Annotated in this window: 5 protein-coding genes and 2 pseudogenes; all 7 read right to left on the reverse strand. The window is 40.5% G+C overall.

What is annotated here, in order from left to right; translation table 11 throughout:
• Positions 1-1794, reverse strand: coding sequence for a KAP family P-loop NTPase fold protein (locus NI464_RS13235; protein ID WP_253138971.1), 1794 nt, complete (start codon positions 1792-1794; stop codon positions 1-3).
• Between the two features lie 180 nt (positions 1795-1974).
• Positions 1975-2085: pseudogene (locus NI464_RS15935) on the reverse strand (HNH endonuclease); the annotation flags it as partial.
• Positions 2078-2662, reverse strand: a pseudogene (locus NI464_RS13245) (class I SAM-dependent methyltransferase). The pseudogenes NI464_RS15935 and NI464_RS13245, both read right to left, overlap by 8 nt.
• 72 nt (positions 2663-2734) lie before the next feature.
• Positions 2735-2965 (reverse strand): helix-turn-helix transcriptional regulator, encoded by a 231-nt coding sequence (locus NI464_RS13250; RefSeq protein ID WP_005096077.1) that lies wholly within the window; start codon positions 2963-2965, stop codon positions 2735-2737.
• A gap of 95 nt (positions 2966-3060) precedes the next feature.
• Positions 3061-3960, reverse strand: coding sequence for a recombination directionality factor (locus NI464_RS13255; RefSeq protein ID WP_253138974.1), 900 nt, complete (start codon positions 3958-3960; stop codon positions 3061-3063).
• Between the two features lie 207 nt (positions 3961-4167).
• Complete coding sequence (locus NI464_RS13260; RefSeq protein WP_253138977.1) at positions 4168-5199, reverse strand: YqaJ viral recombinase family nuclease; 1032 nt, start codon at positions 5197-5199, stop codon at positions 4168-4170.
• A 147-nt stretch (positions 5200-5346) separates the two neighbouring features.
• Positions 5347-6381, reverse strand: a complete 1035-nt coding sequence (locus NI464_RS13265) for a DUF932 domain-containing protein (protein ID WP_253138980.1) — start codon at positions 6379-6381, stop codon at positions 5347-5349.
• Between the last annotated feature and the right edge of the window lie 117 nt (positions 6382-6498).

The raw sequence follows: 6498 nt of genomic DNA on the forward strand, positions 1-6498 counted from the left end.
TTAGTTGTTAAACCAAACTTCATCTTTAATAAGACTTTTAAACCAAGGTTTAAGTTTTGGCATAACCTCTGAAATAAAGGCTTTGAACTGTGCCCTAGTTTCTTCTAATTCTTGTGCTAGTAAAAAAGCACCAGCAAAACCTGAAGGTATTTCACTCCAATTTGAATGTTGTCTTAATTCTTCTAAAATTAAACGCATTACATCTTTTTCTTCCCCTTGAGGAATTGTTCCAATTGCTTTAATTGCAGATGGCGAAGATACCTTGGATGTTCTTATTAATAGCCTATACGCACTATCTGCAATTTCAGATAAACCTCTAGAAACTATGCGAAGTGGGACAGTTTCTTTACTTAAATAAACAAGTGGTCTTAAATCTCTATCTGAAATAGACGGTTCCAAATTTACCCAATCAAAAAGGAAGACTTTGTGTTCTTTCCAATCTTTTGGTAATTTTTCTTCAAAAGCTTCGAGATCATTTTTAACAGCCTCAAGCTGTCTAAATAGTTCTGGCTTTCCATCGGCAGTGGCATTAATTTCATTGTAAAGAATAGATATCGCTGTTGATTTACAGCATCTTTCAAACAATGCCATTTTTGCTATAAGTTTCAAATCTACAGGCATCTGTCGGGCGCTTGCTATCATATTTCGCATACTTATAACATTTAGCATACGCTTTACAATTCTTGGATTACCTTCAACGCTTTTGGAGGTTGCCAATAATGGTGCTATACGATCAGCTACAGTAAAATCATTTAAAAGATTAAATGCACTTGGACCATCCGAATCTAAGAGTAACAAAGCTTTCTCCACGCTAATTGGATCTTCTTTCCAAGAAAGCCTCAAATTCTTTTCTAAACCAGTTCTTAATTTTTCTATTTTAACCTGTTGCTTTCCATAGGTTTCGTGAATTGATGCATAAAGTAAAAATAAATATGCTCTAACTTCACGAGTACTAATTTTTGGAACTTTAACTGGAAATTGAATTAACTTATCCAAATAGTCTGTAATGTGTTTTTCATCTATACCATTAAAGTGTTCTTTAACAGCATGTCTTACCATATCTTCATCAGCTGCTATCACAAAAGCGGTATTGGGCATAAATAAAAATAAGCGTAATGATTCCAATGTTTGTATAGTCTGCTTTGGTAAACATCTATCTAGATTGTCTACGAAGATGACTATTTTCTTGTTAAATCCCACAAGCAAGTCTGCAAATTCTGTTTTTAAAGCAGCTATTTCTTTCGGTGCAGATGTCATTTCTTCATTCAAAAGTTCTTTTAAACTACTCTGACCATCTTTTATTATTTGGCTTATTGCCTCACCATCTTCTGAATCAGCTTTCCCTTTAATCCCATCACCAATAGCTTCAACTGCTTTGTATGCAGCACCAAAAGTTGGTACTCCAGCCATCCAAGAAGCACCTTCTGCAGCCATTGCTAACAAGCGTAATTTATTTACTCGTTTAGTTATTGTCTTTGTTTTGTCTAAAAGGGTCTTATTGCCCTCTACAAGTTTGGCTATCTCCAAAGTAACAACTTCAATTAGAGCGGCTCTTGCATCATCAAATCCCTGATAGAGCCATGCATCAAACTTAATAAGAATATAATCTTCTTTATTTTCTGTTTTTAGCCTTTGTTCAATTAAATTTAATATTGTTGATTTTCCTGTTCCCCAAGAACCAAATATTCCTATTGAAATCGGTAACATCTTAGGATTACTTAATACATTGACTACTATCTCAGATGCTTCAGAATAATTTAAAAAATCTTGTTTTGACTCAATATCTGACCACATAACATTATTTTTCGCAGGTTTCTATCTTGTTCTCAATGTAGCAATAAATATTTAAAATTCAATAAATAAAAAGTCTATGAGCATCCCCAAAGAAAATAATTATTTTCTTCTGTTTGAGCATATGCCCATTCAGCAACTTTATGAGATCTATCTTTATCCGTGAGAAAACCCAATACAGATAATAAGTAAAGCAAACTTATAGGTACTGCTAAAACTGCCGGATTGCAAAATCAGCTGAATATTTTTCAAAAACTGCAATTGCTCTTGAGCAGTTGGGACTAAATTAAGTATGCCTTTTCCACAGCAGATTTAACCACTTTTCTTCTCGGTCTGATCTTTGATCTACAGTGATCCATTGTTTTAATAATTGAAAGCCCATCACCTGATCCAACAAATTCTGCGCCTGTTATTCATTTAAATCCGTAAATGCACGTCCATTTTTTCTCGATCACCATCACCATACTTAAATGACATATACAAGACACCATTCACTTTAAGTACTTTTAATAATCTTAGTATCGCATCAGCTAAACATTCACACTCACAGTGCAACAACGACGCACATGCCCAAACTCCATCATAAGCTTGATCAGCATCAAGCTCATAAAAGCTCTGTAACTTAATAGGAATACCTATAAGCTGAGTTGCTTTTTTAATGAGTTCTTCTGAATAGTCTATTGCATCGACCAGATAGCCTTTATTTTTTAAAAGCAAGAGTATCTCGTCCCGAGCCACAACCAATATCAAGAATCCGAGTACCTTCAGTCAATTTAGCTAAAAATGGCTGATATAGGCTTTCCATATCAACGTCAAACGTTGAAAATATAAATTCTTCTGCATGCTTATTGTAATAGTCTATTGTTTTCATTACGGAAAATTAGGCTAAAGGACATTTTTAGTCTACAAGGAAATAAAAAAATAAGGGAGCTAAAAGCATCCCTTATTCTCGACTCGCCAACTTACTTTCAATCCATTGATGGATCTCATAAGCTGACCAGCCGATACGATTTTGAGTAATTTTAACTTTCTTTGGAAAAGTTGGATCATAGTAAGGTGAGTCCTCATCCATCATCTCGTAGATGGTAGAACGCCCCACACCGACAAATTCTACGACCTGCTTAATACTGATGAGTTGATTCATTTGAAATGTTTGACCGATAAACGCATTCATGAGGCTAGCTCCTAATCATTGATGCGAGCGGCTATTCGCTCAAATAATAGAGCTGGTCTGTAAAATTTAACGTTAGCTATCTTCTCTCCTCTCGCTTAATTCACAGCTCTTACACTTTGCTGTAACCCCTGCTGAATATCCTGTACAAATCCTTCAGGTGAAGTCTGTTCCTCCACCGCCCGGTTTTGTTCTTGTTCAGGGTAATATTCTTTCAGCACATCCAACCCTTCCTCTATATCTGTCTCAAATCGCGCATTCGCAAAACCTCGTCTGGCGATATGGTCTACCGCCTCTTGATAGAATCCCGCTTGTTTGCTGTACTCATCAATTTGCTTGGCTTGAGCAATCGCATCATTCAGACTAATGCCCTCTCGTAAAGTTAGATCCACGTAATACACAGGCTGACGATAGCTTTGTGTGGTACTTTTGCCTCTTAAAGTGAGTTGTAATGGCAAGCAAGACAGCAAGCCCCCTGAAGCTGCGTCGTAATAACTCAGCCGTGCAGCCAAAGTCCGAATACTGTTAAAACCTGTGGTTCTAAAGATGAAGGTACCAAACTCATCCGAGTCATCCAGGTTCACATGTAAACGTCCATAAGGTTTGCAGTTTCCACCTTGTGCCAGAGGACATAAATCTGGCGATGAACAGGGATGTTGCTCTACACCTTGATTGGTTAAACGCTGGCAGGTTTCTCCATTGCCGACACAGACTGGCCGTCCAGTCTGTCGATCAAACAGGCTATATTCTGCGCGTAGGTTTAAGTCAGGATCATTGAAGATCATTCTGACAGGAATTGAGCGTAGCTTTTGATTGGGAGTATTGGCTCGAAGCTGTTCATCCAGTGGGTGTTTCACCCATCCTTCTTTGCTTTGAATTTGGGACGTAATGGTGAATTGATCATCTTTTTCAGGTAGGCGTTTGCCATTCTTTTCTACTACCCGACCAATACTGATACGCCCTAGAGCTGGTGGTGTAATCGCTAAACCTTTAATCATTTTATTTTCCTCAATTTGATTTTGTACAGATCATCTAGCTTTATGTAGATCACCTGATTCAAGAAATATGTATATAGCTCACTACAAAAGCCGCCACCGTTTACCCTCTATTCCTAGCGAATGGAGGGCCGGGAGCGGTTTTTGTGCATCGCTATTTGAATGGGCTGAAACAGGCTAGTCGGTATAGATATTGAATCGACGACTGCCCTACTTTTGAAGTGGATAAAGCTCGATGAGTTCAGGTTGGTGCTGAAGTAATGCTTTGGTATTTAGACTGATGGAATCCTTGGCTTTCTTCCAGACCACAGAGCCATTGGCAAAGGTGGCTCGTTCAGCATCTTTCATCAGCATCTGGATATGATGCTTCAACTGGTCAAAGCGTTCCTGCTTATGCTGGATCTCTTCCTTCATTTTGATGAGCTGATCAAACATCAAATTGGCATTTTCATTTTGCGAAAGATCTTCAACGCTCAGCGGGATATGCGCTGGATAGAGTTGCAGAATGGCTTTGGCTGCGGATTCACTGGCATCGACTGATGGCGGTGTATCGTTTTCCACACATTCCCAGAAATAACGCTCTGCCTGAATGATGTGTTGAATCACTGATTCAGAACGGCTAACTTTGAAGATTTTGGTTTCATGCCCACAGATCAGAACACAGACATGTGCAGCCTGTTTGCCTGTTACCGCAAGTTGGTGTTGCACCTGACACAGCACATATAAAGGCACACCATCTCGCCATAGTCTGGCACCATGTTCCCCAGCTGTTTTACATTCCAGAATCTGCACGTCATCGCTACCCACGACCGAATAATCTAGATTTGCCAACATAAAGGCTTTGTCTGGATCGGGATGCTGAAGCACGGCATTCACTCGTCTCACTTTATTATTGGTATGCAGGCTGTAGTACTCAGCCACCAATGGCTCTAGCTGTTTGCCCCAATACAAGGGAGCAACGCGTGAGCTGTCATCATCAACGTTCTGCTGAGTTCGACCAGTTTTAATCATCCACAGTTCCAGCATCGACATGTAGGGATTCAATCCACATGCGGTTGCGGCATCACTACTGCCAATCCCTTGCTTACGCACTTCTAGCCATTCTTTGTAATCCATGTTTTTGGTATTGGCTAAACGTTTGGCGGTCGCTGTTCGTTTAGCTGCGGTATTTGATTCATTCATCTCATTCGGAATTGGAAAATGAGGGAGTTGAGAGGTATTTATCGGTGCAATCTGATTCATGCTTTGATCCTTATAAATAGTGAGGTCTGTAAAATTTTCGGCATAAAAAAAGCCACATCTGGAGATGTGGCAAAAGGGAATTTTCACTGGAGAAGGATCATCTACATGATCCTTGACCATTACGTTACGAATACTGGCTTGAAAAGCTTAGACAGCTAAACGTAGTGCCTGTTCCAGTCCACGCTGCTTTAACGCAGCACCTGCACCAAACCAGGCTGAATCGAGGCGGTGATCCGTACTCATGGCACGACGTTCATAATCAGCAAACTCTGTAATACTGCACAGTAAGCCATAAGCAGTATCTTTGGCTGAGCTGAGTTCTGCACCACGTCCTTGCCCATTAAACATATCCATGACTTTAGTCATGGCGCGTCCATTCGGTTCAGACTTTTCTTTGGCTGGATTTGGGTTAGCAATATTGCGATAGAATTGAATGATGTTCTCCTCCTGATCGGCAACACTCATGCTGGTATTGTTAAACACTGCATCAAAATAGGCAGCTGCTTCACCTTGGGTCACTTTACGTTGAGTCAGCTGTTTCATCTCGTACATATGTTCATCCCAGGCACGAACTGAAATACCCAATTGCTGTTTGACCTTATCAGCATCAAACTTGGTACTGTGTGGCACTTTCACCACACCTGCACTGCTGCTTTGTCCACGTAGGGCAATGGCTAAGGTGTTATTGCATACCACTCGGATATTGGTGAATTGTGCCGTGGTAGCCAAAGTACCGTCACAGGCAGTTGCCAGCAGAATATAGCCATTGCTGACATCCTTACCCTTCAGTGCTGTGCTTTGTCCCGTACGGGCCAATGCCCAGAACTTCTTACCACCTTTCAGAACACCTGCGGTTTCCAGTTCAAAACCGGATTGCTCAGTCAGATCCCGGTAGAACTCCAGAATTTCCATCGGCTGCACTTCCTGATAGCGCTGACTCACTACTGACAAAGGTGCATGAGTATCTGAACGATACAGTACCCGCTGTTCTTCATAGGGCATGATAATGCTCTGCCCACGTTCATTTAGAGCCATGTAGCTGACATGGGAGGATTCAATCCGCCAATCCATACCTGCTTGCTGGGCCCAGACTTCAATCGGCTGATTCTGTGTCAGGTGATTACCTAAGCCATGCCAAGGGGTATCACCGACATAAGCCATTTGTTCAAGTTGATGTGCCATGTGATTGTTTCCTTATAAACAAAAAAACTGATCCTAGCCAAATAATTAGACAGCGGTTCCCTCTAAATTTTTCAAATATTCTTTTTCAAAAGCTTCGGGACTAACCCAGCCATTTGC

This window comes from Acinetobacter lwoffii (assembly GCF_024129685.1).
Taxonomy (GTDB): domain Bacteria; phylum Pseudomonadota; class Gammaproteobacteria; order Pseudomonadales; family Moraxellaceae; genus Acinetobacter; species Acinetobacter lwoffii_X.

Bases quoted from the DNA above. Each gene is read 5' to 3' on its own strand.
- NI464_RS13235 (WP_253138971.1), bottom strand. From the start codon at position 1,794: ATGTGGTCAGATATTGAGTCAAAACAAGATTTTTTAAATTATTCTGAA.
- NI464_RS13250 (WP_005096077.1), bottom strand. From the start codon at position 2,965: ATGAATGCGTTTATCGGTCAAACATTTCAAATGAATCAACTCATCAGT.
- NI464_RS13255 (WP_253138974.1), bottom strand. From the start codon at position 3,960: ATGATTAAAGGTTTAGCGATTACACCACCAGCTCTAGGGCGTATCAGT.
- NI464_RS13260 (WP_253138977.1), bottom strand. From the start codon at position 5,199: ATGAATCAGATTGCACCGATAAATACCTCTCAACTCCCTCATTTTCCA.
- NI464_RS13265 (WP_253138980.1), bottom strand. From the start codon at position 6,381: ATGGCACATCAACTTGAACAAATGGCTTATGTCGGTGATACCCCTTGG.